This window comes from Micromonospora sp. IBHARD003, from assembly GCF_056106285.1.
Window position 1 is genome coordinate 8,181,345 of record NZ_JBWBBX010000001.1, and the last position, 26,478, is coordinate 8,207,822.

Here is a 26,478-nt window from a genome sequence, read left to right on the forward strand (position 1 = left end):
GCTCGATCGGACGGCCGTTCGTACCGGGTGGCGCGTGCGCCCTTGGCCGGAGCACGTGCCCATGGGACGAAGCCCGCCTCGGTATCCGGCGAACGCCCAGGTGAACAGCTCAGTCGGAGGGTCCGTTGCCACACCGGACTCCATGGACTAGTGCCGCATCAGGCAACGTTCGCCCTGTCGTGACGCGTTGTTGGGTTTGCTGCGCCGGATGGCATCGGACGGCCAGAATGATCGCGTGGCTGAACGTGTGCGGGTCCGGGAGATTGATGACGACGAGGGCAGGCGGTTGCTGCGGATCATCCGCAGAGGTACCGGTTCGGTGGTGACCTGGCGGCGGGCCCAGATGGTGCTGTTATCCGCACAGGGCATGTCCGTGGCGAAGATCGCCAAGTCCAGGCCGGCCGAGCACGGCCTGCCGTTTTCGACCTGGAGCCTGGCCAAGCTGGCGGACTTCCTGGTCGCCGAGGGGGTGGTCGACGACATCAGCCACGAGGGCCTGCGCATCCTGCTCCGCGAGGAGGGCGTCTCCTTCCAACGCGTAAAGACCTGGAAGACCTCCCGCGACCCCGACTACGCGGCCAAGAAAGCTCGTCTCGAGCATCTCTACGCGATCGCCGACGGCGAAGTCATACCCGAGGAAGGCGAGCCCGAAGTCGTCTTCTGCATGGACGAGTTCGGGCCGCTCAACCTCCAGCCTCACCCCGGCCGGCAATGGGCCGAACGCGGCGGCCTGAACAAGGATCCCGACCGTGAGCCCCGGCCCCGCCGTCGCGCGACCTACACCCGCCCACACGGGGTCCGGCATCTGTTCGCCTCCTACGACCTCGCCAAGGACCAGCTCTACGGGCACGTCAAGAAGACCAAGAACCGCTCGAAGTTCCTGGAGTTCTGCCGCTACCTGCGCTCGCTGCACCCGATGGACGTGCGCATTGCGATTGTCTGCGACAACTACTCCCCGCACCTGACGACGAAGCGGTGCCAGCGGGTTGCGACGTGGGCGGCGGCAAACAATGTGGAGATCGCCTACACCCCGACCAACAGCTCCTGGCTCAACCGGATCGAGGCCCAGTCCACCGCCCTGCGCTACTTCGCCCTCGACGGCACCGACCACGCCAGCCACAAGGCCCAGGGCAGCATGATCCGTCGCTACATCATCTGGCGGAACCATCATGCCGCTGACGAACGCCTTCGCCGGGTCGTCGCCAGCGTCAACGTCGTCTGACCGGTGTCTATCCGAACGAGCCCTCGCGGACCGCAAAGCACTGGCAGCCGTCGTGCTCGAACCGCACCCGTCCATCGAATGGCGAGACGGGGTGGGTGCAGACCCCGTAGTCCTGGCCGAGCTGCCCGCTCAGCGCGATCCAGAAGCGGCACCCTCCGCACTGAACGTCGTACCACTCGTCCGGATAGTCGGGCTGAGCGGTCGAACGATTCCACGCCAGCGAGCATGGCACTGATCGTTGTGTTCTCGATCGTCACCCGTCCAAGGCTCGCCAGTCGTCACCCTCGGCCCCTCCTCGCCTAACCGAGACTGTCAGCCCCGATGATTGCCAGGTGATCCTCTCATCAGGAACAGGGCGAACGTTGCCTGATGCGGCACTAGCCATTGTGGATCACTCAGACGATCCAGTGCCTTCGCCTCGGAAAGCTTGCGAACCAGGGCCTTCAGCAGGAGTACGTGGCTGCCGGTGTAGTGGCGCCTGTGGTGCGTGTACCGCACCGACCACGGCGTGTACGGATGCCGGAGCATCCCCGCGAGGGAGCAGCCGTCACGCCCGGTCTCATAAGGGGTGTTGCCGAACGCGCCGACGAAACCTCCTGCGCGGGTAGCCTTCCTGGCTGCGTAGGTCATAAGCGGGAACGGTTGTCGGTGCATTTTGAGAACGATGATCGGTCGACGATCACGAGGATGTTGGTGAGAAGTAGGAACAGGGGAGCCGCGGTCTGGCCGTCGGGCCTTCGGGTTCCTAGGCCGCCGGGGATTTGTCCATGAGGGATGATCCCCTCATGGACAGAGTTGTTGATCTTGACGAGGTGGCTGTCGTTCTGGCTGACCGGGCCGTGGGCTGGATGGCGGCTGGGCTCGAAGTGGGACGGGCGACCTGGAGGGATGCGGAGGCGTCCTGGCCTCAGCCGCTGGAGACCGATAGGGCTCGGGTTCGTGATCCGGACTCGGTTGGCGTGGTGATATCCGGTCCGGCGGAGACCGTGCTGTCGGTTGTGCTGTTCTGCGGCGGCTGGGCCGATGTGGACTTCGTCGCTGACCTTGACGACGCTGGTTGCTTGCCGGCCTCGGGAATCATCTCGGCATCGGACTTCGGGACCCGTTTGGATCGGTGGGTCACTCGTGTCTTCGGGAACCTCGGCAGCGGTCAATGAGGGCTGCGCCGCCTTGGCTCACCCGGCTGCCTGCTGTTCGGCGTGGGCACGAGTCGTGGCCAGGCGGTAGACACCTCACGGTGCCAAGCGGTCAAGCCCGGGTCGTGAGAGGCCGGGGTAGCCTTCTGGCTGTTCGATTTCAGCAGGGGGTGGGGATGCGATGGACGTAGTGCGGGTCATGGAGTCGTTGGCAGAGCAGGGTGTGACGGTGTTGTTCAAGGTCGACGCCGAGCGCATGCGCGATGCGACGAAGCCTTGGACCTTCGTCGCGAGTGGGGCTCCGCTTCGGGATGATCTCCTGGTCCGCACGGACGCCGTCTCTCTGGAGGCGTGCCTGGAGGTCTGCCTTCCGCGGCTGCGTGAGTTTGGTTTGGTGATTCCCGATTGACGGCGCGGTCCAGGGCGGGCAACGAGCTGCGATCGAGCTTCCCGAAGGGTCATGGTGGGACTGGGACATTGTCGCCTGGGACCCCGGGCGGTTGCGTCTGGGCGCCGGGCACGACATCTCGTATGCCCACGGCCTGGAGTTGGTGTTCAGCGACCCGGTCTTTGTCACGTGCCCGGCCGCCTTCCAGGATTCTGTGTTTCGTGTGCCGACGCCTGACGACGTCCGGCTCATTGCCCGGCAGGTCGGCGAGGCACCTCCCGTACTAATTGCCTTCGAGGCCGATGCGGGCGGGCCGAGTCTCACTTCCGGCCTGGTCGCGGCCGGGCAGCTCGACATCGTCCAGGGACAACGGTGAAGCGGTCCTGCAGGGCAATGAGTCTCTCTTCATGGTGAAGGACGTGTACTTTCTCGTCTGCAGTCAGCAGAGCGGCCCCTGCAAGCAGTTGTCCAAGGTCGGTGGCTAACCCGACCCGTCGTCCGGCGGGGCCTGTCATCAGTTCCCCGCCGGACTCAACGAGTGCCCCGGACCGGGCGTAGCCGGTCACCGGTGACAGCTCTGTGTACGAGCGCGGGAGGCGCATCGCGCGGGCGTATATGGACTGACCCGGCTCCCGGGCGGGCGGTTTCAACGGACGGCTCCCTCCGTCGGTCAGCGCCTGGCGTGCAGGTACGCCTGCCGTGCGATGACCAAGCCGCGCCAGCGGCTGCGGGTCTGTCGTTCGCTGTCGAGCCACCGGGCTCCGGAAGCCTGATTGAGGGGCACGTCGGCTATGAACTGGGCGATGTCCACGTAGTGGGCGCAGTCTCCGTCCTGGGTCAGGTCGCGTAGTCGGGAGATGGCGATGGCGAGGGCGTCACGGTCGTCGAGTACGGCGTGATGTAAGGCGGCGGCGAGGTCGAGGGTGGGTGTCATGGAGGTGAGGCCCGCAACGTTGAGCTCGGTACGCAGCGCTTGGACGCGGTAGTCGAGTGTGGGGTGGCCGGCGTCGCGGATGAGGGCGGCGATGGCCGCATTGATGCTGGTAGCGCGCAGGTCGAGCCCGGCGAGGAGTTGCTGGGCCAAGTCGAGTTCGTCGTCGGCTTGATGGGGGTCGAGGAAGGCGATGGCGAGGGCGCGCATGGCCTGGCAGTGTGCGGCTTCGCCGGATTTCGCGTGCTGTTCGGCTTCGAGGCGCCCGGCCAGGAAGGCGGCGGCCGCGCGGGCCGGCTCTCCCTGCACCCACCACAGGTCGCCCAGGACCCGTTGATGGCGGCCCTCCCAGCCGAGGGTTGCGCGGCGGCGTACGTGGTGGGGAAGCCCCCAGCGAGACGGGCTGCCTGGGCGAGGCCGCGCCCGGCGGCAGGGGCAAGGCGGCCGCCGCCGTCGGCAACGTACTGGTAGCCGCGGCGCGAGTCCTGGCTGCGCCCGATGTCGCGCAGTGCCTTGACGGTAGTACACAGCCATCTCGGGCAGGTCTGTGGGCAGCAGGTCGGAGTCGATGACGGTGGTGAGCCGGGTGACTGTGTGAGCGCGGTGTTCGCGTTGGCGGCGGGCCAGGTTTGAGGGTCTCTACCAGCGCGTCGGCCGGTGTCTCCAGCGCGGCGGTCTCGTGGGCGGGTGGGGCAATGGGCTCCCAGACGGAGTCGCTGACATAAGCCCAGGCAGCGCCGGTCAGCCAGCCTAGGTCGAGCCGGAAGTCGCGGGCGAGCGGGAGGCCCTGGCGCAGGCAGCCGACCAGCAGTTCCCGGTCCCGACCGGTGGCTTCGGCGGCACACTCCATTGACTGCCGAGGGCGGTCAGGGCGCGCTCGGCCGCCTGCTGCCAGTCCCGATCGGTCCAGCGGTCGTCGGTGGCGTCGTCGGCGCTGCGGATGGTGGAGCGGATCAGGCCGTGGAGGTGGTAGGGCCATAGCCCGAAGGGCTGTTCGAGTACGAAGGGTCGCTCGATCAGCCGCTGTGCGGGTGCCTCGTGCCGCAGGCCGGCGGTGGCGGTGGCAAGGGTGAGGTCGAAGGCGTCCAGCAGGCTGATGGAGCGCAGGACGTGGCGTTCATCGGGGGTGAGGTCGGACAGAGTGCGGGCGATCAGGGCGCCGAAGTCGTGGTCGAAGTCGGCCGGGACCGGCTCGCGGGTGCGGCGGATCTCCAGGAAGCGGAGCACTGACAGGTCGAGGTAGAGGGGCAGGCCGTGGGAGCGGTCGGTGACGGTCTGCCGGATAGCGGCGTTGATGAGCGGCTGGCCGTCGCGGGACAGCCGGCGGGCGAGGTAGTCGTCGCAGTCCTCGGGGGAGAAGTCGCCGACCAGCACGTGCCGTCCCCGGCCTCGTGCCGCGGCTTGGGCCGGGTGGGCGGCCGGAACCACGGGCGAGGCCAGGCCGGGCCAGGAGGTTGGGCCGGTGTAGTCGAGCTGGCCTTGCAAGGCGGCATCGGCCCACTGCAGTCGCGATCGGCCGGTGATGATGAAGAAGCAGTTCGGCATCAGCCACACCACCCGCTGGATGAGGCGCTCCAGGTCGCGGTGGGTGCGGTCGCTGACGTCCTCGAAGGTGTCCAGGAGGATCACCGGCATGACGCGCCTGTCCGTAGGAAGCTGGGCGATCTCCCATGCGAGCAGGTGCGGGTAGAAGGAGAGCGTCTCCAGATCGGACTCGGCTTCCAGCAGATCGGCGAGCCGGGCGCACCCGGAGAGCGCCCGCACCGTCTGGCGCCGCTCGCGCAGGGCGCGCACCAGGGAGCCGGTCAACTGCCCCACCGCGGTCACGATGGAGCCGGGCAAAAGGAGGGCCTGGGCGACATCGGCCATGGCGGACTGCATCTGCTGCGGCATCGCCTTACCGAACCGGCCAGCCAAGCCGCTGCGGCGCAGGTACTCCTCCAACGATTCCCATGGGTGCTGCTGCTCCCAGTAGCGGCGCAGTGCCACGTCGAACGCGGGCAGCGGGCGGCCGAGCGTACAGCCGCTGGTAGACGGCCTGCTGCTGTATGACGATGGGCATTACCAGTTCACACCCGCTATGGAGACTGAGGAGCAGACGGGCTGGGACAAGTCCAAGGTGTGTGCCGAGGACCGGGACCCCATGACGGCGGTCCTGTACCTCGAGCCCTCGACCGGGTGGCGACGGGCCGACATTGCCTGCCGGACGGTCGTGATCGATGGATTCTTCACCCGGTAGCAGTCCTCACAGGCTGACCGTAGGCACTGGGCGCACCTGTCCGGTTGTCCCCGTCGGGGGGCGACGGGAACCTGGCCAGCTGCGAATGGCTCTACCAGAGCGAGCAGTGCCTACAGCACAAACCAAGGAGTGTAACTAATGTCCATTTTGCGTAAGTTACGTGCGGCTGCCCTACTCACCGCCGCACTGACCGGTTTCTTCTTGTCCACCGTCGGCCCGACCCACGCCGAGACGGTGCCTGGTGCCACAGCCGCAAGTGGCGGCCTCGTGGTCGCGTGCAAGTGCGAGCGCAGCTGGTGAACCTGCCTGGTCACCCGGATCCGTGGTGGGAGGAGGGCTGCGGCATTACCGGTCGCGACCACCGTCACGACCTGCTGGGACCGGCGCATTCTTTGGTTCGGCTGACGGCTTGGAACTCTCCACGCTGGTATAGACATGCCATTGCACATGTTCTTTGGGAGGGGATCGACATGAGCAGGTTTCTCGGCGGACGCAAGGCGGCTCGTATGGCTGGTGTCATCAGTGCCGCCCTACTGGCTCTGACCGGTGCCGCGGTGGGGGCGGCTGCCCCCGCCACCGCGGCACCGGTCAGAGCGGCGGTCCTGGACGAGGGCGGGCTCGATCCGGGCGACATCCTCACGAGTCGCAACTTCATCATGCAACTCGACGGCTACTCAGTCGAGTTCATCGCGGAGGTCAGCGATCTTAATCTCGGCAACCACACGGTGACCCTGGCCCGCGGTGCGTTCCACAGCCCCATCGTCCAGCGCTGGATCGACGACGCAATCGCGGGGCGCGAGGGCCGTCTCAAGACCATGACCATCGGGATGTGCGACTACGCCGGCAACATCGTCAGGCGGTACAACTTCAGGGGCGCGTTCGTGGACCGTATCGTGCTCGGCAACACGACACAGGAACCGAGTTACCTCAACGTCAGGTTCTTTACGCTCGACATCAGCTAACCGCCGCCCCGAGCGCCGGTCGAGGCCCCTGCTGCCGATGGCGACCTTCGGCACCGGGCCGGTGGACGGGGCGTCCCCGGCGGTGTAGACGAACTGCTGGATGGCTGGCGCGGACCGAGGCGGCTGGACCAGCACTCGGCGCTGGTGACGGTCCGGCGCCGGCCCGGGCTATCGCCGACTCCACCGTCATGCGGGTCCTCCAGCCAGCCGCCGATCCGGCCGGACCGCTCGCGCCCCCGGCCGGATCGCCAGCCGACACCGCCGCGCGAACCCCGGCCGACACCGAGCGCCAGGCGCGCCTGGCCGGCCGGCCTGCTCGACGCGATGTCACCGACCACCCGAGCAGGCGAAGCCTGACAGCGGTCCCGAGGATGTGGCTCTGGCGGCCCGGGCCCGCCCTATGCGCGCCAGCATCGCCGTACGCTGCCCCTCCTGCGGCCGCCGCTTCCGGCCTGGCCGAGGACACCGCCGCGACCAGGTTTTCTGCGGCCGGCATGCCGCCAGGCCGCGAAGCCCCTACGTACAAGCGTCACCGCCGATGCCGCTTGTGCGCCCGCGCGGTCGGCCCTCGGTCTACCCGGCCCTGCCGGAGGGCTCTCAACGCTTTGGATGCCGCCACTTTGACATCAGCATCATGCATCGGTGCGTCGACGTGTGTCTGGTTTCCGACAACGATGTGTGCGGCAAGCACCGCTGGTCGGCCTTTGGGGGAGTGACGTGGAACTCTGGGTGGGAATCATCGCTGTCGCCGGGACGCTGCTGGGCGTGGTTGTCTCGCATCTCCTGCAATCCCGTACGTCACGCAAGTTGCATGCCAGGGCGCTGGTCGCAGAGAACAGGCGTGAGCTACACCAGGCCGCTGCTCGTCTGCTCGCGGTGGAGACCGTACTGCGTCGGTTGCAGTACGACCGGTGGGAAGCGCGTGACGCCGACGCCGCGACCCGGGACGCTGCTGCCGCTGCGGCGCTGACAGCACGCTCGGATGTCATTGCGGCGCTGGCTGAGGTCCAACTGCTCGCTGATGATGCGGAGGCGCTCGAGTGTCTTGCTGAGTTGGCAGACGCGACGTTCACCCTTCACTACGCCTCGGGTGAGGAAGACCTTGCCGTACGCTCCCAGCGGGCTAGGGATGCGGCGGACACAGTGGTGAACACCATCGGCCGTCTGGTCCGTTCCTGAGTAGGCGTTCTTGATCGCGGTTCTGGCGGTTGTGGTGCGTGTTGGAGCCGTGTCACGATCCTGTGGAGATCACGTGGGAGGTGGCGCGGGACACGGTGGCGCAGGTGGAGGACTGCTCTTCGCGATGAGTTTTGCGGCGATCGTGAGTCTGTATCTCTACGAGGGCAACAAGCCGATCATCGAGGAGAGACGATGGCCATGGGAAATCCGGAGCGCGTCAGAGACGTCTGGTCGATCGTGCACGCGGAGCGTGCCGCACTGATCCACGACCTCGAGCGTCTCGATGACAAGCAGTGGGAGCAGCCGTCACTCTGCGAGGAGTGGACGGTCCATGACGTCGTTGCCCACCTGGTCGATTCAGCTCGCACGACGCGTCTCGGTTTCGTGGTCGGCCTCGCCCGGGCACGGTTCGACTTCCACCGCCAGAACGCTCACGGTGTGGCGCGCGAGCGCGGTGCCTCACCGCTGGAGACGTTGGCGCGGCTTCGTCAGGTGGCCTCGCGGACGTCGACCCCTCCGGCGCCCCTTGACAGCCGGATCGTCGAGGAGGTCGTCCACGGTGAGGACATCCGCCGCCCGTTGGGACTCACCCGCCTCTATCCCCGGAATGCCGTCGTCAGGGCGCTTCGCCTGCAGGCTCACACCCCGGCGTCTTTCGGCGGCGCCAAGGAACTCGTGGCCCCTCTCCGTCTCACGGCAACCGACGCCGATGTGTCGATTGGCGACGGTCTGGAAGTGACCGGACCTGCGCTTTCACTGCTTCTCGCAATTATGGGACGGCGCGTGGCGCTCAACGACCTGGACGGCCAGGGAGTCGGTGCGCTGGGGCAGCCGACCTGACGATCTGCCCTCGAACCGCCCTCTCAGGCTGATGCGCAGGGGCGACTCAGCTCGTGGCCTTGGGCTTGCCCGGCCAGTTCCGTGGCGGTTTCTTGCGGGTCAGGCGCCGGGGCATCATGGTGATGAGTGCCCAGTTCAGGTGGGCTTCGGAGTGCTGGGGGAGGCGTTCGTAGTCGCGGGCGTTGCGGCGGGCGTTCATGCACCAGTCGATCGTGCGTTCGACTTTCCGGCGGCGGGGCAGGACGACGAAGCCTTTGGTGCCTTTCGGCCGGGAGACGATGTGCAGGGTGAGCCAGAGGCGTTCGCGGGCCCAGTCCACGAGTTCGCCGGCGTAGCCGCGGTCGGCCCAGACCTGGGTGATCTGTGGCTGGATGAGGCGCAGGCGCCAGAACACGTCGCGGGCGGCGTCACGGTCTTGGATGTCGGCGGGCGTCACCGCGATAACGCCCGCACCCCGGCGCCCAGTTGCGCTTCACCGACGCCGACGGCATGCGGTTGACATGCTTCGCCACCAACACGGCCGGCGAAGCGATCGCTGCCCTCGAACTGCGCCACCGGCAGCGGGCCAGGGCCGAGGACCGCATCCGCGCCGCCCGCGCCACCGGCCTGCGCAACCTCCCCCTCCACGACGCCGCGCAGAACCAGATCTGGCTGGAGATCGTCCAGATCGCCCTTGACCTGCTGGCCTGGAAGTCTCTGCTCGCCCTCAACGGCACCGCCCGGCTCTGGGAGCCCCGCCGCTTGCGGCTCCGGTTGTTCTTCACCGCCGCCCAGTTCGTCACCACCGGCCGCCGCCGATACCTCCGCCTCGCCAAGCACTGGCCCTGGACCGACGTGATCACCGACGCCCTAGACCGGCTCCACGCCCTCCCGAACCCCGGCTGACCAGCACTTTCCCATCCCTGCGAGCAGCACCAGCCCACCGGATCCGTGGAACCCGGCGCCCACTCGACGCGACAGCCGGGCACTCAACCTACCCAGACTCCGAAAATCCCCACCGACACTCACCACAAGGGCCCGTCAGCAAACTGACGGGCCCTCATGAATAATCGAGGCTAGACGGATACGTCCCAGTAATACCAATTCTGGGAGCCGTGCTCCATCCAGTCCCACTGGGTGATATGAACACCGTTAGCGACGTTGGCCCCTGACGGCGTAACAAATTTCCAGCTGTCAGCCCCACGGATTCCCTTGATCCCCGTGGAGGAGCTCTCATAGTACTTCCACCTCTGCACCGGGCTTCCGGTGCAGGTCCACAGAGTAAGTTCGGCTCCATTTTCCGCACTGTTTCCCTTCGGCGTGAGGCACTTGCCACTGGCTCGGTGGATAAGCTCTCCAGAGGAAGTCCACCGCCACATCTGAAGCCAGTCCCCGTTGCCATCCGTACCCGTACAGGTCCAGACGGTGATGACGGTCCCATTGCTCGTGGCATTACCCTTGGGGGTCAGGCACTTGTAACTGGGATGCCGTACGGTCCCGTAGGGATCATTGATATCGGCGCTGACAGGAGAGCTCGACGTCGCGAGCGGAGCCAATGTCATTGCGGCGACGCTGAGAATTCTCTTGAGGAGCATTTCCCCCACCTAAATCAAGCTAAGGTTCGGCTCTGCGTGTCGAGCACGGCAGAGTCATGGTTCCCGACTGGCTACTGCGTTGTACGCCTGACGGTCAGCCGTTCTCGTACATGCCCCAGTTTTGCGTGGCAGGTACGGAGCTGGAGCAGGACCAGAGGGTCATGTAGGTGCCGTTGGAAGTACCGTTCCCGTAGCCGGTGATGCACTTGTTGCCGTAGGTGGTGTAAGTGTTCGTCCGCAGGTTCATCCTGTCGCCAACGGAGAAAGTCTGAACCTCGTTGCGGTAGCTACCGCAGTCCCACAGAGTGAGCACGGCACCATTCGTGGCGTACGCGTTTCCTCGGGGGGTCATGCACTTGCCGCTGGGCAGGTGCCTAACGAACCCATCCTCCCAGTACCACTTCTGCATGTTGCTGCCTGTGCAGTCCCAGAAGGTGAGAACGGTTCCGTTGGCAGTGCTGTTGCCTTCGGGGGTGGCGCACTTGACGCCGTTGCTGGGGTAGTTGATGAGGCTGCCCGTGGCGCGGATGTACGCCTGAGCAGACGTTGCGTTGACCATCATGAGTGCGAGGAACACCGCCGCAAATGACGCGATGGTTCTGGCCGTCTTCTTCATTCTTCACATTCCTTTTGAATGTCTTGCTGGAGGGGACACGACGCCCCTCCCGGAGCACGAGGGGGCACTGAGACTCGACTGTTGCAGGCCGTAACTGCCGATGGCGTACCAGTCATCAGACTGGGTACACGCCCCCGTGGCTGTGCTTACGTTGAGGCGGTGCCTTCAACGGCAGTGAATCTAGGCCCGAGCGGCGCGCGGTGGTGTGCGTGACGTGCAGGGTTTCTGTGCTCTGCGTGCCGTGGGGTGACCAGGGAGAACGTACGGTGTTCGGTAGGGGTGATCCCGTAGGCTTCGCGGAACGCCCGGCTGAACGCGGTGGCGCTGGAGAAGCCCCAGCGAGCCGCGATCGCTTGAACGGGCTGACCGCTCAGTTCCCCGCGTGCGAGGTCGGCGTGGGCGCGCTCCAGCCGGCTTTGGCGGATACGTGCCGCGACGCTCAGCTGCTGGTCGCCGAAAAGGGCGTAGAGGCCCCGCAGGGACATGTTGTGCCGATCAGCGATCACCTGAGGAGTCAGGCCCGGGTCACCGAGGTTGTTTTCGATGAAGCGGTAGATCCGCTGCAGTGTCTCCTGCGCACGGGCCTCGGCAGGAGCCTCGCCAGGGTCACCGAGCTGCTGCGCGAGACACGCGGTTGCCAAGTCGAGGGCGACAGACCCCATCCCGCGCAGCTCCTGGGGGCGACAGCGCGGGCCGTGTGTGAGCAGCGTTTTCAGGAAGTCGGCGAGGATTGCCCCTGACCCCACGTCTGCGGCCAAGCCCTGTGCGAGGAGACGGTCCACCCGGTCTGGGCGCAGCGCCAGGGCCGGACGGGGAATCTGCAGCACGACCGTCTCGACCTGCCCGCCCGTGCAGGCTCCCTCGCTCGGTCGTGAGGTGTCCGTGAGCACGAGTCCCCCCGCGACCACCGATTCGCTGCCCCGCTGAGAAATCCTGAAAGCGCCTTGTGTGATGAGCGCCAGCTGCAAGTGCTCGGGATCACCACGCCGGACATGGGCCAAGGAGCGGCGCGAGTGCACCGGTGAGCAAGCCATGGCGAACAACCGCACCACGCCGAGGTCAAGGTCCGTGATGCTCGCGCGGAAGTCGGCCGTATGCCGAGTGCTGAGCATGACAGGCATCACTTCGCTGGACACTGTCTCGCAAAACCAATCGAACCTGTCCTCGCACGCCACTACAGCATCCGACGCAACTGGCAACCCCATGCGATCCCCCACACCTTGGACGTGGCAGCGAACCAGCCCATTACCAGTTGTCGCACATCGTGCTCCGCCCTCACCGCCACATGATCAATTATCAGACACAGCCTCGACCTCACTTCTCACAGCAACGGCAAGATGGATCTTCTTTCGGGTAAAAACGGGCCGCGCCCCGTACACGGCAGTCCATTACTCCCCCGGCGCTCGCCCGGCTCGGCGGAGTGCTCAAGCCCGCGAACATCGAGTCGCAGTACTGGCAGGTCCGCAACCGCAGGACCTGGCTGCGGGCCTGAGCCGCGAGCGGCTGCGGACTGCGCCGAGCCGCCGCGGGCGCCTGATCCGTGCTGCCGTGTGCGCTCCAGGACAACGACCAGACGTTCCGGTCGGCCAGCGGCCCACCGGACGGTCCTTCTCCTTCATCGAGGAGCTGGACTCCGCCTTCAACGCCTGGGTGCCGTTGCGCCGGGCGAAGTCCCACGGCATCCACGGTGAGGTGATCGGGCACCGAGCAATCCGCGATCACGTGGCCCTCAAACCACTGCCGCCGACCCCGTATCCGGTGGCCGAGCGGCTTCTGCGGCCGGTCGGCAAGGACTGCCTGGTCGCCTTCGGCGGGAATCTGTACTCGGTGCCGACCCGCAAGGTCCGTCCCCGCCAGCTGGTCGAGGTCGGGGCCACGAAGTCTCATCGGGTTCACCGAGGACGTGATCCGAGGCTCGAAGACTGTCTGGTCTCCCGCCTTCGACTGAGGGGGCACACCCTATATAGGGCCATTATGCGATTTGACGTTTTTCATCTGTTTCTATGTGGGGACCATCGCTCCTGCCTGGCATGGGTCATGACGGCCGTCACACAGAAGGAGAGCCAATCGGATGTCTGGATCACAGGGCACGGTCGCGGATGTTCCGCGTCCTGCGAAGTCGGCGGCGCTGAGCCGTCATCGGAAGGCCGCCGTTCTCGCCGCGGCCGGGCTGGTCACCATGACGGGGGCCACGACCGTCGTGAGCATCACGGACGCCGAAGCGGCCGAAACGACGGCCGCCTCCATCGCGCGGGTCGATGCCAAGGAGACCGATGGGGCCCCGGGCGGTGGCAGGGGCGACGAAGGCAAGGAGAAGTCCACCGCCGGGAAGGGTGACGAGGGCAAAGAGCACGACGAGGACAAGGAGTACGGCGACCGGTACGGCCACGACGACGAGGACCACGGCCACAAGAAGCACGACGGAGCCCGCGGCGGCGACAAGCGGTACGTGGAGTGCGACCCGAACGACCTGGTCGCGGCCCTCGTCGACCTGAACGAGAGCCGCGGCGGGACGCTCGTTCTCGCGAAGGACTGCACGTACACGCTGACGGCGAACCAGGACGACAACGGTCTACCGGAGATCGTCCAGCCGATCACCATCCATGGCAAAGGCGCCACCATCGCCCGCGCCGCCAACGCCGACCAGTTCCGCATCTTCGAGGTCGGCTCCGGCGGTGACCTGAAGCTCCGCGACCTCACCCTCACCCGCGGCAAGCTTGACGAAGACGACGGTGGCGCCATCAACGTCGGTCCGGCCGGGCGCCTCGACACCAAGCACGTCACCTTCACCGACAACAGTTCTGAAGACGGCGGCGCGGTCTCCAACGAGGGCATCGCCGATCTCCACAGCAGCACCTTCAGCAAGAACTTCAGCGAAGTCGGCGGCGCCATCGACAACAGCGAAGGCAAGTTGAAACTCCATGCATCCAAGCTCACCCGCAACACCGCCGCTTTGGGTGGCGCCCTCAACAGCAGCGGGACCACGACGCTCAGCAAGAGCCTGATCGCACACAACAACGCCCCCAACGGCTTCGGCGGCGGCATCCTCACCCTTGGTGGGCTCCTCGATGTCGACCGGAGCGCCGTCCTGCACAACACCGCCGTATTTGGCGGCGGCGTCATCCCCTTCGGCCCGGCCACGTACGTCCGGCACAGCACTATCAACGAGAACACCGCCACTGACCAGGGCGGCGGCTTCTTCTTCCTCGGCGCGGGAGTGATCGAGGACAGCAAGGTCAACGGGAACACCGGCATCGGGGGAGGCGGCGGTATCGCCAACGACGGCTCGCTGGCCATCCGTGGCAGCCACGTCAACGACAACCAGGCACCCGGCAACGACGCGAGCGGTGGCGGCATTCTCAACGACGGCGACCTGGCCCTCACCGACAGCAAGGTGGCCCGCAACATCTCCGACGAACCCGCAGGCGGCATCCACAACGACGGCACCGTCACCACCCACGGCAAGGTCCGCATCATCGACAACGTCCCCACCAACTGCCAGGGCGGCGACCCCGTCCCCAACTGCTTCGGCTGACACACCCACCCGCCCCGACCACCCGCCTCCTGCCCCCGGCCGCTCTCCCGGGGACAGGAGCCGGGTATGCCCGGGGTTGAACCGTTCCGGGTTCGATAGGGACTCGATCATTTGAGAGGATCGAGTCATGGCACGCCCTTCCCCCTACCCACTTGAGCTGCGCAAATGAGCGGTCCGCATGGTCGCCGAGGTGCGTCCGGAGTACGACACCGAGTGGGCCGCGATGAAGGCGGTCGCGGCGCCGTCATGGGACGCCGACTGTCTGTCCGGGCGCTCATCGACGGAGCCGAGACCACCAAGGTGACCGCCAAGGTTCTCAGCGCTGCTGAGGCCGCCAACGTCGATGCCGCGCACATCACCGTCATCGGCCAGCTCGAGGGGCTCCCGGAGACGGCCGACATTGAGGACCTGTTCTCCACCAAGGACTACCTCTGGCTGTACAACAGGGCTACCGAGGTGACCATCAACGAGGAAGACCTGATCACCCCCGACAAGCCCCTCCCGATACTCAAGCGCATCGGGATCGCCCGGGAGAAACAGCACAAGCCCCGGGACTTCGACCACGTCGGACCCGCACACCAGCTCACCCGTGACAAGGACGACTTCTTCGAGCAGGTCGACGACGACCCCCTCGACCGCTTCGAGACGGTCTTCAAGAAACTCACGGCCTGAACCTGCAGACAGCACGAGAACCCGGGGGACGGACCATCCTGGCCCCGGGTTCTCGCATACTCCGGCTCACAGGGAAGCCGCCCCCAACGCCCTCGAAGTCGCTGATCGCTGGCACCCTCACCGACAGCCAAAACGAGCGCCTCCTCCGGGCCTGCGACCTTGCCCGCGCCTTCGCCGACCTGCTGATCGGTGACTCCGGCGGAGGGCGCGGCGGACCGGTGGACGGCTTGCGGTAGAAGAGTGCCCGGAGGCGATGGCGGGGGGAGCGGTCCTGCGGACCGTCGAAGTCAGCAATCAGCACAAAGGCTCGTACGGGACCGGCTGCCTGATCGCGCCCGGTCTGGTGCTCACCGCCCACCACGTGGCTCTACCTGGCGAAGACAGTGTCGTCACTGTCCGGGACACGGCGAGCGCCGACTTCACCGAGGCAGTGGTGGTGTGGGAGAACCCCGAGCTGGACGCGGTGCTGCTGAAGGCCGACCGAACTCTGGTCGGGACCGGTATGGGCGTCGTGCGCGGGGGCGAACTGGTCTGTGACTACCCGGGCCGCCGCCCCGTGTGCTCGATGACAGGGTTCCCCAAGGCGATGCGCCGCAGGGCCTCCACCCGTTCCGAGCAGTACGTCGATGATCTGAAGACGGTGGAGGGGACGATCGCCCCGCACACCGGATCCCGCTCGAAGCTCTACGTACTCGAAGTCGACGGTGCCGCGCCGACCGAGTTGAAGAACTGGCAGGGGCTGTCCGGGGCCGGGGTCTTCTGCAACGGCGTGCTGATCGGCCTCGTCCGCCTGGTCGACCGCCAGTGGGACCGGTGCCTCATGGTGCTTCCGCTCTCGCATCTGCTGGCCGCCGACGGGTTCGCCGATGCGGTCGCCAGCCACACCAGCATGGCCCCGCGTCTTCAGCCGGCCGACCTACGACCGCTGATGGACAACGCACCCGATCCGAAGCTCTCCTCCACCTACCTGCTTGATCCGCGTTCCCAGGTCACCGATCTCACCGGCGTGAGCGAACTCGTCCGTCAGATCGAGCAGTGGTGCAAGGGCACGGACCGCGCCGACGTTGCCGCCGTGACCGGCCTGGGCGGCACGGGCAAGACCCGTCTCGTTACGGAGGTTCTGCAGCGGCTCACCGCCGGCTCGGGCGATCGGCGTCCGTGGAGCGGTGGCTTCCTCGCCGAATACCCCACCCACACCGACTACGCGATCCTTGCCACAGCCAGCTACCCGCTACTCCTGGCCGTCGACCTCGCAGAAACCCGCCTTCCCCAGATCCGAGACCTCATGGCGGCCCTGGCTAGCACCCACGACGGTGCACCCATCCGGATCCTGCTCCTCGCTCGCAGACCGAACCGGCCGGTGTCCCACCCACCGGTCTGGACCTGTCGGCTCGTTGGCTACGCTTCGGCGTACGCGTGCGCCGAAGCGGTCGGAGTGCCCCGCGGGTCCCCTGGCGGCGCCGGGCCGCGGAGGTACGGGAGAGCCGGAGGGGAGAACCGACGAGGAGACCGGCTGCGCACCTCGACACCGGTGATTCCCACCGGGATTCCCACCACCTGAGCCGCCGAGCGCAGCGTACGCATCCCCCACGAGCCGACAACGGAGTACGGATGCCACCTCAGAACAACGGAGCCCGACCGGCTGCCGCATCGCCACAGGCGACCGGTTCCGGCGCACCCAAGGTGCGCCAGGCGGTCGTGCTGCCCACCGTAGCCTGCGAGGCGGGAGCGGAGCTGGCCCCCGCCGGCGGGCGTGCACAGCCTTCCGGTGAGAGCGCCGGAGCGCCCACGGCCACTGCCGCCCCTGGCGCCGGCGCGGCACGCGCGGCTTCCTCCCGGGAGTCCGGCGCTGCCACGGGCACGGCGGAGGCCGCCGAGGAGACAGCGGGCAGCCGGGAAGCCGGAACGCCCCGGCGGGCCTCGGCCTCGGGCGGTGCCTGGCGGACCGGATCGGACACCGCCGCGGGCAGTGCCGCCGCTGCCGGATCCGCTCCCGCTCCCGATGCGGACCCCGCTTCCGGACCGGACCCGGTCGCCGGATCCGGCTCCGCTTCCGGATCGGCCGCCGAAGGCGCCGGGGCACCGGCCCTCTCCGGGTCGTCGGGAGGCCCGTCGTCCGGTGCGAGCGAAGCCACCGCGGAATCCCTGGCCGAGGCGCAGGAGGAGGCCGGAGCCGGGGCGCCGGTGGAGAGCGCCGGGAGCGAAGGCGGTCAGGAGAGCCGTGTCGCGGCGGGAACCCGTGGCCGTACGCACGCTGCGGCGGCGGCCGCCACCGGCGCGGACGCCGATGGCAATGGCCCGCGGCCTCCGCTCGGCCGCCCGCCGAAGGCGCTGCTGGCTGGTGCCGCCATCGCCGGTGCGATTCTGGTCTCGGTACCCCTGCTGGTCATGGCCCTCGGTGACGACGACAGGAGAAGGACGTCGAAGACGGGTGCCGACCTCGCGGCGGGCGCGATCACGCTGGAGGACTCGGCACCGAAGGGGAGCGGGGGCGGTGCTCCCTACGTCATGGAAACCCCGGCCTCGGCCGCTCCCACCACACCGACGGCAAACGACAAGCAGCCCCTCGATCCGCAGGCGGAGAAGACCGCAGGAGCGGTCAGCTCGCCGTCGCAGCCCGCTCCACCGTCGGTGCCCGCTCCGCCGTCGGCGGCCAATGGCCCGCGGCCGAAACCAGCCGCGCCGGCCCCGCCGAACAACGCTGCCGGGACCTACCCGATCAACCGGATGCTCCACCAGGGAGCAGCCATCACCGTCACTCTCAGTGTCATCCGAGTCGGTTCGGACGGTGTGGCCACAGCTGAGGTCGTCTATCAGAACCGTCTGCCGATGGTGCAGTTGCTCTCCTGTACGAGCGAAGTCCAGGCCCCCGGCATCGACACACTGACGAGCTCCAGCAGTGGAACGACCATCCGGGCAACCCGCTCCTACTGCTCGGACCACCCGGGCGCCAACTTGATCCTGCCACCGAGCGGGAGCTTCAAGAGCTATGCCGTCTTCCCTGGCATCCGGAGCCAGGCGGGCCCGTTCACCTTCGGGTGGCAGAAGGGAACGGAAGTCTCTGGAACGGTGAAGGGCATCGTTCTCTGACCGGCGGGCCGCGTTTCACCCGAGCTGAGCCCCGACGAGCTGGTCAACCCCAACCTTGCATGGTGCGCCGGGATTCCGGCGGCCGACGCGTCCGCTGTGTCATCGACGAGTGACCACCCCCATGAGTTTCTGATCAACGGAAGACTGCTGAAATCTTGCTGCAAGGGCCGTCCGGCCACAGGCCGGACGGCCCTTCGCATCACGCGGTGGGCGGGGGACCAACCCCGCGGGTGCGGGGACGACCAAGCGGCGTCGACGCCTGGCAGGCCGTCAGGCCCTCCCAGCCCCGCTTCGTCGACCGCCGGACCGCCGAGCAGGTCGACCTGCTGTTCGCCTTCCGGGCCCGTCGATTATCCCCTGCCTACATCAACAACACGGTCATCCCGATGCTCTGCCGCAAGGCCCGCGTGCCGGCCGCCGACGTCCGCGGGAACATCACCAGCCACCGGGCCCGCTCCACGATCGCCAGCCAGCTCTACAACGCCAAGGAACCGATGACCCTGTTCGAGCTGCAGGCCTGGCTCGGGCACCGCTCTCCGCAGTCCACGCAGTACTACGGGAAGATCACCCCCAATACCCTCACCAAGGCATACACCGATGCCCAGTACTTCTCCCGGAATGTCCGCACCATCGAGGTCCTCGTCGACCGCGACGCCGTCACCTCCGGTGCCGCCGCGGCCGGTGAGCCCTGGCAGCACTACGACCTGGGACACGGCTTCTGCAGCTACACCTTCTTCGAGCAGTGCCAGCACCGAATGGCCTGCGCGCGCTGCGATTTCTATGCCCCGAAAGACTCCACCAAGGCTCAACTCATCGAAGCCAAAGACAACTTGCAGAGAATGGCCGCCGCGATCCCACTCACCGACGACGAACGCGCGGCCGTCGACGACGGCCAGGAAGCGCTGGACCGCCTGCTCAACCGTCTGGCCGACACTCCGACGCCCGCAGGCCCGACACCACGCGAACCCGACGTGCCGGCCACTGCACGCCTCCTGCCACTCGTCGCCGTCCGGCAACGCGGCGCAAGCGCGGAACCGCGCTGATACCGAGGTGCGAACCAGCTCGGGAGAGTGCCACAGTCACTGTCGTGACCTTGATGGACGTACTCGTCGACTTCTCCCGCACTGGCCGTATCGGCCCCCTTAGCTGCGGAATGACCCTGGCTGAGGCTGAAGACCTTCTCGGCCCGGGGCGCCCGCACCCGGCCCACCGCCTGAAGGGGCCCGATACCGACGGCTACCCCTACTCCTGGGACGGGCTGCAGCTGGTGGTCACTCAGCGGGCCGTCAGGGAAATCTGGATCAACCTCTGGCCCGGTTCGACCGCCAAACTTCCGCCGCTCGTCCTGCCTGATTCCCAGTCGTTCGAGGCCACCGTCCTCCGCGAGGAACTGGTCGCCGCCCTCAACGGCGCTGGCTGCCAGCATGCGGTCAACAGCACTCTCACATTCGGCGAGCAGTCGAGCATCCTCACCCAGCCCGCTGACGTCTGCGCGGTCTTCAGCCTGCCCGGGCGGGACAACCACGTGCCGCACCGTGATCGGCACTACCTCGACGTGATGCACAAGCACACAGCTTGACATCGCTGATTCCACAGAATGATCCGGTTGACGTGTCCTTCGACGGCCCCGGAGCTCCAGGGCAGGGTCAGACCGGCGGTCACTGCGTCGAGGTCCTGGCGGAGGAAACCGGCGAAGCCCTTCATGGGCTTCGGTGCTTCCTGTTCGGCCTGGCGGATCCACTCCAGCAGCAGGTATCCGCGCTGGTGGCGGACCAGGTCAGCGAACGCCCGAGCAAGATCGCAGGCCCGGGTGATGTCCGGGCAGGCGAGCCGGACTTGCAGGAGTCGCTCGTCCTGGCTTTCGGTGAGCGTCTCCCGGGGCCGCATGATCCACGAGGTGATCTTGCGAGGGCTCGGAATGTCGGCCCGGACCGGTTCGGCGGTGCCCGCGCGGAGTGCGGCGAGGTGTTTGCGGACAACCTGGCGGCTGCCTCGGTAGCCGCGAGCCTGGATCTCCAGGAACAGTCGGGTGCCGCTGACCTGGCCTTGGGCTTCGGTGAAGCGGGCGTTGAGGTATGCCTTGAACGGCTCCCGGACGCCGTTGGGGCGACGCTCGCGGGCGGAGGCGAGCAGCTCGTCGAGGCCGGTGTCGCGGAAGCGGCGCACGGTCTTGCGGTCGAGGTTAAGACGGCGGGCGATGGCGCTGATCGTCCAGCGTTTCTCCAGCAGGCGGTGGATGTCCTCGTAGCGGTGGCGGGTGCGTTCGATGATCTGGGTGCGGGGCAGTTCCGCGGGCGGTAACAGCATCGGGGGCGGCTTTGGCACCTCGGTCACCGTCTCCTCCTCGGCACGTTTGCGCAGGCAGTCACGGTGCTGGTGGCAGGTCTTCTCCACCGCCCCATGCTCAGGGGGAGGACGGAGCTGCTCGCGCTGGCTCCTCACCCCTGGCGCGCTAGGAAGCCGTCCGGCCGGTAAGCCGGTCGATGCCGAACGACAGCGAAAGACGGGGCCGGGCCACGCGGCCGGTACAGCGTGACGCTGCCGGGAGGGCCGCCCCCGTGTGGCACCGGTTACTGTTCCCGATCCGGAGGGATGACAGGACCGAGGGAGACATCGTGGCACAGTACCTGGGGCCGCTGGAGCAGGTTGGGGACCGGTGGATAATTGGGGATCCGAAGCGGAAGGACGGCTTGTGCGTGGTGCTCACACCAGAGGGTCTTGAGCACTACAGGCACGCGGGGTCCGCGCCTCAGTCCGTCGTCCACTGGCCCCAGTTCGCACAACTTGGGGTACATGCGACCTACTGGAAGTGGGAGGCCACCCGCACAGGAGGTTTCGTCGGCGCGTTCGGCAACACCCCTTATGAGACCGGGCGTGACGGCTGCTCCCTCGCGGGGATGCTCCGGCATCCGTACACGCCGTGGTCGGTGCGGTACACGCACCACAGGCGCCACTACACCGGCAGCCACGTACTCCTGCTGAAGGCCCTGGTTCGCAAGCTTTCCGAGGCGAAGGCACTGGATCGTCTGGGTGATCCACAATGGCTAGGCATGGCCGTCGCCAAGTTGTCGCCGGTGACCACATGGCTCCCCAGCTCGGGCAACGACCTGGTGCAGGAGACCATCCAGAGCCTTGGCATCTGAGAGGTCGTCACGGTCCGCACACTCCACGAGCGGGTGGCTCTGGCCTACTCATCAACCCCTCAACCAAGTGGGGAATCGGAGCGATCATGGGGAATTTCGCGGCTGTGACCGCGCTTCCGTGATGACTACGGCTGGGTGGAGTCGCCGTCTGCTGTTGGATGGCCCGATGGAACGCATTGAGGCTGAGCTGTTCACAGATCCAGGCAATGACGCGGTTGTACGTCTGCCCCCACGTCACTTCCCAGGTGTGCTGGTCCAGGGTGACTCGCTGTCGATCATCCGCGGCGACGTTGCTGAAATCGTGGAGGCCTGCGCCCAAGGCGACGTCCAGGACGCCCACGAGGCCGCCACCCTCCTCCTGGCTAACTTCGACGAACTGCTGGCCCGCTACGAGAGCGCGTTGGAGGCTCACGGCATCCGGCGCCCCTACTGATCGCGACCGCGGGGGCTGGCATGCCGGCTCGTTTCGCCGCGGCACAACTTCTCTATGGGGTTATGTGAGTTGTCGGATGTCCTGTTTCCGGGGATCGAGCTGAGGATCGAGCGGGTGCATGTCGCGGGCCGCACCCTGTTCGTGGACGCGGTTGGTACTGCCCCTCCAGGCCGTTGTCCGGACTGCCGCAACGCTGCACGGCGGGTCTGGCTTCGTAGGTGAGAACCGAGAGCGAATGTCGATGGGGCCTGACATCAGTTCTTGATCGAGATGTCCGGAAATGTTGATGAGAAGTGGCAGCACCCAGAGGGCTCGGCTCTGGTGTGTCGGCACCGATGGCCATAATTCAGTCGAACTTACGGAGCGACTTGTCGCGGGGGAATCCGGCGGCCTTGATCCGGCGCTCGGAGCGGCGTCGGGCTCGGTCGTCGCACTCGGCCAGCAGCAGTTCGGAGAGGAAGCCGAGGTAGGACATCTGCTCGCGGCCGGCGGTCTCGGCAAGCTCTGGGAACTGGGATCGGATGGTCGGCAGCCGCAACATCCGGCATGCCTGGTCGACCGCCGCGGTGGCGGCCTGCTCGGTGAGTCCTCGCTGGCGGGGAATGGTCACAGTCGTTCTCCTTCAGGATGTGGGACGGTCCGGCCGACGCAGTCGCAGCAGCTGGTCGTAGAGGGCGACCGAGGGAAGCGGACGCTTGTCGGGAGGCAGATGGGCCAGTCGACGGGAGGTCAAGGTCGACCGGTCGGCCGTTGGCGGCACGTGTTCTGCGAGGGTGTTGCTGTCCTCTTCCGCGGCCTTGCGGGCCTCAAGCGCGACGGCATCCGCGGTCAGAGCGCCCGTGTTCAAGGCCGCTGCGAGGCCGGTGACCAGGTGCTCGTGAGGCAGGTGGCGGCCAAGAAGAAGGACTTCGATGAGCGCCCGGGTGCCGTCCCGTTCGCCATGGGCCTTGACGGCCGCCGCCCACCAGGCGTCGTGGACTGGGGTGAACCTGCCTGCGGAGCGAGCCTGGTCGAGCGCGGTTGCGCCGGGCAGGGCTCCGGGCTTGCGCACGAGGGCCTCCAGGTAGTGGTCCAGCTCAAGGCGGGTGCCGCCCTTGGCAATGAGCCGCTCGTGCCGAGCGACCTCCTCACGGCCTTCGTAGACGATCAGCTCAGAGGCGTGCAGCATCGCGCGGACACTCCGGCCGATCAGCCGCGCTGGCACCGAGTAGCAGTTGGTCCGGACGCTGATCTGGCTATAGCGGTCGACCCTCAGGGTGAAGAGCCGGCCCGTCTCGAACGGCTCCTCCGGCAGCGGCGCGAGCAAGGGCCGCTCGGCCTCGAAGTACTCGCCGATCGTGCGAGGCCGGGACCGGATCCGCCGCGCGTTGTCCGCTTCGTCCCACCGTTCGATCATGGTGTTGAGCTCAGCGAGGGTGGCGACTTCCGGGACGGGAACGAGGTGGTTGCGCCGGCACCACCCAATCTGGCCCTCGACGCCGCCCTTCTCGTGGGCGCCGCGGATTCCGGGCTGGCAGTAGAGAGCTTGCAGGCCGATCTTCCGTGGGTTCGCGAATTCTGAAGGGTGGTCGCGACGAACCCACGGTGTCAGGAGAGCAGTTTGCCGGAACGAAGACGGCGGTTCAGAGCTTGCTTCAGGTTGCGGCGAGACCGAGAGAGATCACTCGAGAGCCGTAGAAGCCTGTCGTCGGGAGAGGACCAGCCTGCGTCGCTCTCTGTCGATCTCTGTGACGACGACCGTGATCTCGTCGCCGACTTGAACGACCGCCTCTGGAGCCTCGACAGGCGTCCAGGTGAGCTCTTGCAGATGGACCAGTCCCTCGATGTCGTTGGTGACCTGCACGAACACTCCGAAGGGAACCAGCTTGGTGACCCGTCCCTGCAGCGTCTGCCCCACAGTGATGATCTCGGCGAAGGTCTGGAATGGGTCAGGCTGCGTCGCTCGCAGGGACAGTCTGGCCTCTCCGTTCGTTGTGTCGAACTGGAGGAACTCGCACGAAACGCGCTGTCCCACCTGAACGACGTCCGAAGCTGTCTCGAAGCGTCGCCAGGACAGCTCGGGGATCGTGATGAACCCGACGCCGGGGAAGACCGGATGGTGTGGGCCGTCGTCAAGTGCCACGAACACTCCGAACCGTTCGATCGACCCGATCTGGCCCGACAGCAGTTCGCCGGTCCGGAGGGTTTTCAGGAATGCCCAGAGCTCGGGGTTCTCCGTGGCAGCCGTGGACATCCAAGCTCGACCTTGCTCCAGGTCGATGGCAGTCACCTCGGCGGTGATCCGGTCGCCGACCTCCACCGCCGCTGCCGAGAATCGGACCCAGGACAGATCCAGCGGCCCCACGAAGCCCAGCGGACGTGCGGCGAAACCGTCCAGGATCACCGACATACCTCGTCGAGTGGCCTCTGCCACGATCCCGCTGCAGACATCACCGACCTGCAACGTAGCCAGAAACTTCCCGGAAAAGTCTTCGTCCGCCACTCCGCCCATGCCGCCCAGCTTCTCACGGGAAACCGTTTGTCAGCTCAAGGGACGGACTCGTGCTCTGCGGCCGAGACGGCGACGGCGGTCGTGTAGCGGAGGCTGGTCTTGGCACCGAGCGAGAACACGTGCGCGAGGTGCAGAGGATCCGCGCCACTGACAAGAGCCTCCTCCAGGATGCGGTCCTGCCGTAGTCGGTCGACGCCCACGGGTAGGTCCTTGACCAGCCTGTCCATCCAGAACGTGCCCACCGCCGTTGTCGTCGTGGCTGTGTCCTTCGACAACGCCGGAGTTCCAGGGCAGGGTGAGGCCGGCGATGACGGCATCGCGGAAGAGCCCGCAGCCCGCCTGGGCCACTTCGGCTTCACTGCGCACCACCCCTTGCTGTTCCTGCCCCGCCCGGCCCGGTGACCTTCACCGCCCGCGCACAGTCCGGCTCATTCCCCGGCAAGAGCACCTCCAGGACGAAGGCCGGCGACGCCATCGGGACAGCGCACCAGTGGACGGCCAACGACCCCGACTTCCTGGCCGAGCGGGTCGCCCGCGACCTCAAGCTGCTGTGGCCGCGCCTCACCGGCTCGGAACGGAGCTGACGATGGCCTCGTACGCGAAGGACCCGCGCTGCACCGCCATGGCCGAAGCCCTAGGGTGTGTATCGAAAGTGTGTGCGGCGGACGGTGTGGCGTAGTACTCCTGGAGAGCCTCAACGCCGGTCTGTTGTAAACCTTGGAGTTACCGATGGCCGTTCGCCGTGTCGTACCCAATGTCCAGTCGGAGGCTGCGGGGGAGAGCCGGGAGTTCTACGGCCTGCTCGGATTCGAGGAGGTCATGAACCACGGATGGATCATGACGCTCGCGTCCCCGTCCAGTCCGACGGCGCAGATCAGCTTCATGGCCAGCGACAAGACCGCAGCAGTCACTCCCGATATGAGCGTCGAAGTAGATGACGTGGATGCGGCCTACGCGGCCATTCTGGAGAGCGGCGCGGAGATCGTTCACCCCCTGCAGGACGAGGAGTGGGGTGTGCGCCGGTTCTTCGTCCGTGACCCCAACGGCCAGGTGGTCAACGTGCTGGGCCACCGCTGACGGTCCTCCCGGCTACAGGGAACGCGAGTCACAGCCATTCGTTGATGGCCGCGATGAGCACAGTCGCCTCGTAGCGGACGGCGAGTTTCTCGTAGCGGGTGGGTGCCGCCCGGTGTCTCTTGAGCCGGTTGATCCCGCATTCCACGGCGTGCCGCTCCCGGTAGTCGATCTTGTCGAACTTCGGGGGGCGGCCACCGCGGGAGCCCAGCTTCTTGCGGTTGCGGGCGTGGTCGGCCTTGTCCGGGATGGTGCAGCGGATCCCGCGCCTACGCAGGTAGGCGCGGTTCTTGCGGGAGGCGTACGCCTTGTCGGCGCTCCCCCCAGCCCGGCACCGCCGACTGCAACACCAGCCCTTGGCACTGCAACGCAGCCAGTGAAATACGACTCGCGTTTCACTCCTGACCTGCGGTGATGCCCCGGATAGAGGCTCCTGGCGCCAGTGGTGCACCTCGTGTTGCAGGCCCGCGCCCCTGTCTGGGCAGAGCCAACAGCACGAAGCCCCGGGCGACGACGCCCGGGGCCTCTCAGTGCACTTCGCTTGACCGTCCGGTTCAACGACCAGCTGCGTCAGGTGTCACGCCCATTCCACCCCCAGCTCCTTCAGTGTGACCCGCTGTTCGGGGGTGAGCTTGTCTCGCCTGGCGCGGGTGTTGGAGACCCATACGCCGAGCTTGACGATCACTGGCTCGGTCTCGCCGTCGACCGCGATCTCCTCAGCGTGGCCGCGTGGGACGGGCCGGTGGGCGCCTTCGCGTTCGATCCATTGTGCGAGGGCCGCCAGGCCGCGCTGGAATGCCTGCTGCGCTTTGCCCGGCCCCTTCGCCGCAGACGTTGCCGCCGGGGCAGGAGACGGGGCCTCAGTAGGCTGCACGCCCAGCGTTGTCAGCCGTTCCTGCTGTTCGGCGGAGAGTTGTGTCCAGGTGCTTGCTTCTCTTTGTCGTGTGAGCCAT

The 26,478-nt window shown here is 67.0% G+C and carries 33 protein-coding genes and 3 pseudogenes; 21 read left to right on the forward strand and 15 right to left on the reverse strand.

Annotation, left to right across the window (positions count from 1 at the left end):
• Nucleotides 1-235 precede the first annotated feature (235 nt).
• Nucleotides 236-1,222, forward strand: a complete 987-nt coding sequence (locus tag ACTWOL_RS35660) for an IS630 family transposase (RefSeq protein ID WP_474301038.1) — start codon at nt 236-238, stop codon at nt 1,220-1,222.
• 7 nt (nt 1,223-1,229) lie between these two features.
• Here the strand turns inward: ACTWOL_RS35660 and ACTWOL_RS35665 are convergent, their stop codons facing one another.
• Nucleotides 1,230-1,454 carry a DUF3027 domain-containing protein gene (locus ACTWOL_RS35665; protein WP_474301039.1) on the reverse strand — a complete coding sequence of 75 codons (225 nt, stop codon included), beginning with the start codon at nt 1,452-1,454 and terminating at the stop codon, nt 1,230-1,232.
• Nucleotides 1,455-1,534: 80 nt separating this feature from the next.
• Nucleotides 1,535-1,852, reverse strand: a complete 318-nt coding sequence (locus tag ACTWOL_RS35670; protein WP_474301040.1) for a hypothetical protein — start codon at nt 1,850-1,852, stop codon at nt 1,535-1,537.
• A 137-nt stretch (nt 1,853-1,989) separates the two neighbouring features.
• Here ACTWOL_RS35670 and ACTWOL_RS35675 point away from each other — a divergent pair, with 137 nt between their 5' ends.
• The 3 genes from ACTWOL_RS35675 to ACTWOL_RS35685 all read left to right on the forward strand — a co-directional run bounded on the left by ACTWOL_RS35675 (nt 1,990) and on the right by ACTWOL_RS35685 (nt 3,122).
• Nucleotides 1,990-2,379, forward strand: coding sequence for a hypothetical protein (locus ACTWOL_RS35675; RefSeq protein ID WP_474301041.1), 390 nt, complete (start codon nt 1,990-1,992; stop codon nt 2,377-2,379).
• A gap of 178 nt (nt 2,380-2,557) precedes the next feature.
• Nucleotides 2,558-2,767 (forward strand): hypothetical protein, encoded by a 210-nt coding sequence (locus ACTWOL_RS35680; RefSeq protein WP_474301042.1) that lies wholly within the window; start codon nt 2,558-2,560, stop codon nt 2,765-2,767.
• A 91-nt stretch (nt 2,768-2,858) separates the two neighbouring features.
• Nucleotides 2,859-3,122 carry a hypothetical protein gene (locus ACTWOL_RS35685; RefSeq protein WP_474301043.1) on the forward strand — a complete coding sequence of 88 codons (264 nt, stop codon included), beginning with the start codon at nt 2,859-2,861 and terminating at the stop codon, nt 3,120-3,122.
• A gap of 294 nt (nt 3,123-3,416) precedes the next feature.
• Here ACTWOL_RS35685 and ACTWOL_RS35690 read toward each other — a convergent pair whose 3' ends face one another.
• Together ACTWOL_RS35690 and ACTWOL_RS35695 are read right to left on the reverse strand one after the other, a co-directional pair.
• Nucleotides 3,417-3,986 carry a hypothetical protein gene (locus tag ACTWOL_RS35690; RefSeq protein ID WP_474301044.1) on the reverse strand — a complete coding sequence of 190 codons (570 nt, stop codon included), beginning with the start codon at nt 3,984-3,986 and terminating at the stop codon, nt 3,417-3,419.
• Between the two features lie 441 nt (nt 3,987-4,427).
• Nucleotides 4,428-5,666, reverse strand: a complete 1,239-nt coding sequence (locus tag ACTWOL_RS35695) for a hypothetical protein (RefSeq protein ID WP_474301045.1) — start codon at nt 5,664-5,666, stop codon at nt 4,428-4,430.
• A gap of 91 nt (nt 5,667-5,757) precedes the next feature.
• Between ACTWOL_RS35695 and ACTWOL_RS35700 the strand changes: the two genes are divergently transcribed.
• From ACTWOL_RS35700 to ACTWOL_RS35715, 4 genes are all read left to right on the forward strand, one after another.
• Nucleotides 5,758-5,916 carry a hypothetical protein gene (locus ACTWOL_RS35700; protein ID WP_474301046.1) on the forward strand — a complete coding sequence of 53 codons (159 nt, stop codon included), beginning with the start codon at nt 5,758-5,760 and terminating at the stop codon, nt 5,914-5,916.
• Nucleotides 5,917-6,386: 470 nt separating this feature from the next.
• Entirely contained in the window at nt 6,387-6,878 is a 492-nt protein-coding gene (locus tag ACTWOL_RS35705; protein WP_474301047.1) for a hypothetical protein, read from the forward strand.
• A gap of 717 nt (nt 6,879-7,595) precedes the next feature.
• Complete coding sequence (locus ACTWOL_RS35710; protein WP_474301048.1) at nt 7,596-8,057, forward strand: hypothetical protein; 462 nt, start codon at nt 7,596-7,598, stop codon at nt 8,055-8,057.
• A 192-nt stretch (nt 8,058-8,249) separates the two neighbouring features.
• Complete coding sequence (locus ACTWOL_RS35715; protein ID WP_474301049.1) at nt 8,250-8,897, forward strand: maleylpyruvate isomerase family mycothiol-dependent enzyme; 648 nt, start codon at nt 8,250-8,252, stop codon at nt 8,895-8,897.
• Nucleotides 8,898-8,943: 46 nt separating this feature from the next.
• On the opposite strand, the gene ACTWOL_RS35720 is transcribed toward ACTWOL_RS35715, so the two are convergent.
• A complete protein-coding gene (locus tag ACTWOL_RS35720; RefSeq protein WP_474301050.1) occupies nt 8,944-9,333 on the reverse strand; it encodes a transposase in 390 nt (129 codons plus the stop codon).
• An 8-nt stretch (nt 9,334-9,341) separates the two neighbouring features.
• Between ACTWOL_RS35720 and ACTWOL_RS35725 the strand changes: the two are divergent.
• A pseudogene (locus ACTWOL_RS35725) lies at nt 9,342-9,782 on the forward strand (transposase); the annotation flags it as partial.
• A gap of 170 nt (nt 9,783-9,952) precedes the next feature.
• On the opposite strand, the gene ACTWOL_RS35730 reads toward ACTWOL_RS35725, so the two are convergent.
• The 3 genes from ACTWOL_RS35730 to ACTWOL_RS35740 all read right to left on the reverse strand — a co-directional run bounded on the left by ACTWOL_RS35730 (nt 9,953) and on the right by ACTWOL_RS35740 (nt 12,292).
• Nucleotides 9,953-10,471 carry an RICIN domain-containing protein gene (locus tag ACTWOL_RS35730; RefSeq protein ID WP_474301328.1) on the reverse strand — a complete coding sequence of 173 codons (519 nt, stop codon included), beginning with the start codon at nt 10,469-10,471 and terminating at the stop codon, nt 9,953-9,955.
• A 94-nt stretch (nt 10,472-10,565) separates the two neighbouring features.
• Nucleotides 10,566-11,087 (reverse strand): RICIN domain-containing protein, encoded by a 522-nt coding sequence (locus ACTWOL_RS35735; protein WP_474301051.1) that lies wholly within the window; start codon nt 11,085-11,087, stop codon nt 10,566-10,568.
• A 146-nt stretch (nt 11,088-11,233) separates the two neighbouring features.
• Nucleotides 11,234-12,292, reverse strand: coding sequence for an AraC-like ligand-binding domain-containing protein (locus ACTWOL_RS35740; RefSeq protein ID WP_474301052.1), 1,059 nt, complete (start codon nt 12,290-12,292; stop codon nt 11,234-11,236).
• Between ACTWOL_RS35740 and ACTWOL_RS35745 the strand changes: the two are divergent.
• The 7 genes and pseudogenes from ACTWOL_RS35745 to ACTWOL_RS35775 all read left to right on the forward strand — a co-directional run.
• Nucleotides 12,291-12,959: pseudogene (locus ACTWOL_RS35745) on the forward strand (Mu transposase domain-containing protein); the annotation flags it as partial. The gene ACTWOL_RS35740 and the pseudogene ACTWOL_RS35745 overlap by 2 nt on opposite strands.
• A 199-nt stretch (nt 12,960-13,158) precedes the next feature.
• Nucleotides 13,159-14,622 (forward strand): right-handed parallel beta-helix repeat-containing protein, encoded by a 1,464-nt coding sequence (locus ACTWOL_RS35750; protein WP_474301341.1) that lies wholly within the window; start codon nt 13,159-13,161, stop codon nt 14,620-14,622.
• Nucleotides 14,623-14,868: 246 nt separating this feature from the next.
• Nucleotides 14,869-15,294, forward strand: a complete 426-nt coding sequence (locus tag ACTWOL_RS35755; protein WP_474301053.1) for a hypothetical protein — start codon at nt 14,869-14,871, stop codon at nt 15,292-15,294.
• A 253-nt stretch (nt 15,295-15,547) separates the two neighbouring features.
• Nucleotides 15,548-16,855 carry a trypsin-like peptidase domain-containing protein gene (locus ACTWOL_RS35760; RefSeq protein ID WP_474301054.1) on the forward strand — a complete coding sequence of 436 codons (1,308 nt, stop codon included), beginning with the start codon at nt 15,548-15,550 and terminating at the stop codon, nt 16,853-16,855.
• A gap of 50 nt (nt 16,856-16,905) precedes the next feature.
• Entirely contained in the window at nt 16,906-18,384 is a 1,479-nt protein-coding gene (locus ACTWOL_RS35765) for a hypothetical protein (protein WP_474301055.1), read from the forward strand.
• A 230-nt stretch (nt 18,385-18,614) separates the two neighbouring features.
• Nucleotides 18,615-19,427: a tyrosine-type recombinase/integrase gene (locus ACTWOL_RS35770; RefSeq protein WP_474301056.1), complete on the forward strand. Its 813-nt coding sequence runs from the start codon at nt 18,615-18,617 to the stop codon at nt 19,425-19,427.
• 44 nt (nt 19,428-19,471) lie between these two features.
• Nucleotides 19,472-19,963 carry a hypothetical protein gene (locus ACTWOL_RS35775; protein WP_474301057.1) on the forward strand — a complete coding sequence of 164 codons (492 nt, stop codon included), beginning with the start codon at nt 19,472-19,474 and terminating at the stop codon, nt 19,961-19,963.
• Here ACTWOL_RS35775 and ACTWOL_RS35780 read toward each other — a convergent pair.
• The gene (locus tag ACTWOL_RS35780) at nt 19,930-20,778 is read right to left on the reverse strand and encodes a transposase (RefSeq protein ID WP_474301058.1); all 849 of its coding nucleotides are present in this window, start codon (nt 20,776-20,778) and stop codon (nt 19,930-19,932) included. The two genes, ACTWOL_RS35775 and ACTWOL_RS35780, sit on opposite strands and share 34 nt — an antisense overlap.
• Before the next feature lie 302 nt (nt 20,779-21,080).
• Here ACTWOL_RS35780 and ACTWOL_RS35785 point away from each other — a divergent pair, with 302 nt between their 5' ends.
• Together ACTWOL_RS35785 and ACTWOL_RS35790 are read left to right on the forward strand one after the other, a co-directional pair.
• Complete coding sequence (locus ACTWOL_RS35785) at nt 21,081-21,527, forward strand: hypothetical protein (RefSeq protein WP_474301059.1); 447 nt, start codon at nt 21,081-21,083, stop codon at nt 21,525-21,527.
• Nucleotides 21,528-21,693: 166 nt separating this feature from the next.
• Complete coding sequence (locus ACTWOL_RS35790) at nt 21,694-21,960, forward strand: DUF6959 family protein (protein ID WP_474301060.1); 267 nt, start codon at nt 21,694-21,696, stop codon at nt 21,958-21,960.
• A gap of 346 nt (nt 21,961-22,306) precedes the next feature.
• Here ACTWOL_RS35790 and ACTWOL_RS35795 read toward each other — a convergent pair whose 3' ends face one another.
• The 4 genes from ACTWOL_RS35795 to ACTWOL_RS35810 all read right to left on the reverse strand — a co-directional run bounded on the left by ACTWOL_RS35795 (nt 22,307) and on the right by ACTWOL_RS35810 (nt 24,651).
• Entirely contained in the window at nt 22,307-22,570 is a 264-nt protein-coding gene (locus ACTWOL_RS35795) for an ATP-binding protein (RefSeq protein ID WP_474301061.1), read from the reverse strand.
• Nucleotides 22,571-22,582: 12 nt separating this feature from the next.
• Nucleotides 22,583-23,356 (reverse strand): Mu transposase domain-containing protein, encoded by a 774-nt coding sequence (locus ACTWOL_RS35800; RefSeq protein ID WP_474301062.1) that lies wholly within the window; start codon nt 23,354-23,356, stop codon nt 22,583-22,585.
• 264 nt (nt 23,357-23,620) lie between these two features.
• Nucleotides 23,621-24,451: a S1 RNA-binding domain-containing protein gene (locus ACTWOL_RS35805; protein ID WP_474301063.1), complete on the reverse strand. Its 831-nt coding sequence runs from the start codon at nt 24,449-24,451 to the stop codon at nt 23,621-23,623.
• Nucleotides 24,452-24,486: 35 nt separating this feature from the next.
• Nucleotides 24,487-24,651, reverse strand: a complete 165-nt coding sequence (locus ACTWOL_RS35810) for a hypothetical protein (RefSeq protein WP_474301064.1) — start codon at nt 24,649-24,651, stop codon at nt 24,487-24,489.
• Nucleotides 24,652-24,661: 10 nt separating this feature from the next.
• Between ACTWOL_RS35810 and ACTWOL_RS35815 the strand changes: the two genes are divergently transcribed.
• The 3 genes from ACTWOL_RS35815 to ACTWOL_RS35825 all read left to right on the forward strand — a co-directional run bounded on the left by ACTWOL_RS35815 (nt 24,662) and on the right by ACTWOL_RS35825 (nt 25,528).
• On the forward strand, nt 24,662-24,853 hold the full coding sequence (locus ACTWOL_RS35815) for a hypothetical protein (protein WP_474301065.1): 192 nt from the start codon (nt 24,662-24,664) through the stop codon (nt 24,851-24,853).
• Entirely contained in the window at nt 24,850-25,035 is a 186-nt protein-coding gene (locus ACTWOL_RS35820; RefSeq protein ID WP_474301066.1) for a hypothetical protein, read from the forward strand. The genes ACTWOL_RS35815 and ACTWOL_RS35820 overlap by 4 nt, the downstream gene beginning before the upstream one ends.
• Nucleotides 25,036-25,180: 145 nt before the next feature.
• On the forward strand, nt 25,181-25,528 hold the full coding sequence (locus ACTWOL_RS35825) for a VOC family protein (protein WP_474301067.1): 348 nt from the start codon (nt 25,181-25,183) through the stop codon (nt 25,526-25,528).
• Nucleotides 25,529-25,556: 28 nt separating this feature from the next.
• Here ACTWOL_RS35825 and ACTWOL_RS35830 read toward each other — a convergent pair.
• Together ACTWOL_RS35830 and ACTWOL_RS35835 are read right to left on the reverse strand one after the other, a co-directional pair.
• Nucleotides 25,557-25,841, reverse strand: a pseudogene (locus tag ACTWOL_RS35830) (transposase); the annotation flags it as partial.
• Between the two features lie 261 nt (nt 25,842-26,102).
• The coding region (locus tag ACTWOL_RS35835) for a Helicase associated domain protein (protein ID WP_474301068.1) at nt 26,103-26,478 on the reverse strand (376 nt) is incomplete at its 5' end.